General features: G+C 70.8%; 1 protein-coding gene. It reads right to left on the bottom strand.

Annotated features, from left to right (window positions below; translation table 11 throughout):
- Nucleotides 1-343: 343 nt before the first annotated feature.
- On the bottom strand, nt 344-1,003 hold the full coding sequence (locus tag ACSAMQ_RS20555; RefSeq protein ID WP_435397434.1) for a thiol:disulfide interchange protein DsbA/DsbL: 660 nt from the start codon (nt 1,001-1,003) through the stop codon (nt 344-346).
- Nucleotides 1,004-1,286: the final 283 nt, after the last annotated feature.

Genomic DNA, 1,286 nt, shown 5'->3' with positions numbered 1-1,286 from the left:
GCGCCGTCGGCCGGGGCGGTGGCGGTTGCCGCGTCGGTCGCGGCCGGCGCGGCGGTGTCGGCCGGGGCCGCGGTTTCGGTCTTGGTGCAGGCGGCGAGCGCGAACAGGGCGCTCAGCACCAGCGGATAGCGGGACAACGTAGCCATACGCGAATTCATCAGGGAAATCTCCGCAATACGATCAAAGGAGTGTGGGCATCGGCGCCGGGCTGCAGTGCGGGTCGCGATGCCGACAGGAGCGACGTTCAGGATAACGGCCGCGGCAGGGAAGAGGGAGTGTAGGACGTAGTCGGAGTGCGAGGGCCGCGCCGTAGCGAGCCGGGCCGGCCGCGCCCGCGCCGCGGTCAGCGCTTGCCGGCGCGTTCGCGCGCGACCAGATGATCGGCGACGCGCAGCATGTCGTCGAAGCCCTTCTGGGTGGTCACGCGGTACTTGCCCGCAACCACCAGCGACGGCGTGCCGTCGACGCCGGCGGCCATGATGAAGGCCTTGGCGCGCTCCATCGCCTTGGCGGTGGCCGGGCCGGCCATGGCCGCGGCGAAGGCCTCGCGGTTGGCGCCGTGCTGGGCGTAGAAGCCGGCGATCTCGTCGGTCGAGGCGTTCTGGATCGGCAGACGGTGCTGTTCGTGCAGGGCCTTGAACATCGCCTCGTGGGTCTTGCCGAGCAGCTTCATCGATTGCGCGGTGTAGAAGGCCTGCGCATACGGATTCCAGTAGCCGCCGAACGGCGCGGCCAGCGGCACGAAGTTGACGTCGGCCGGCTGCCTGGCGCGCCAGGCGGCGACCTGCGGCTCGAAATGGGCGCAGTGCGGGCAGGTGTAGCCGAACACCTCGACGACTTCGACCTTGCCCTTGACCGGAGCGAACGGCTTGCCGCCTTCGATCTCGACGTAGTCGACGCCGGCTTCCGGCGCCGGGCCCGCGGGCGCGGCCGTCTTGGGCGCGGCGAACGCCGCGAACGGGAGCACAGCGAGCAGGAACAGGGAGGCCAGGCGTGGATTCATCGGAAAGTCTCGTCGGTGGCGGAATGAGCGGCGTCGGCCTTGGGCGGGGCCGGGCATAAAAAACGCCGGCACCAAGAATAGCGGCCGGCGTCGCAACAGGAGTAACGATGGGACTGCGCTGCGCGACAGAAGTTCCACGGCCGCGGCAAGCGGTGACGGCGGTCACCTTCTGCGCGGCCGGGCTTCGCCGGTCCGCTTCGGCAGCCCGCCGAGCGGGCGCGCCGGCCGCCGCAACGAAAAACGCCGGCCTGTCGCCAGGCCGGCGTTCACGGGGTCGCGCTGG

This window comes from Lysobacter sp. 1R34A (genome assembly GCF_051217035.1).
In the GTDB taxonomy this organism is placed as follows: Bacteria; Pseudomonadota; Gammaproteobacteria; order Xanthomonadales; family Xanthomonadaceae; genus Lysobacter.
Note: the sequence above shows the minus strand (reverse complement) of the source record. Positions and strands in the feature narration are given on the sequence as shown.

Excerpts from the sequence above, each read along its gene's own strand:
- ACSAMQ_RS20555 (WP_435397434.1), bottom strand. The coding sequence starts at position 1,003 with ATGAATCCACGCCTGGCCTCCCTGTTCCTGCTCGCTGTGCTCCCGTTC.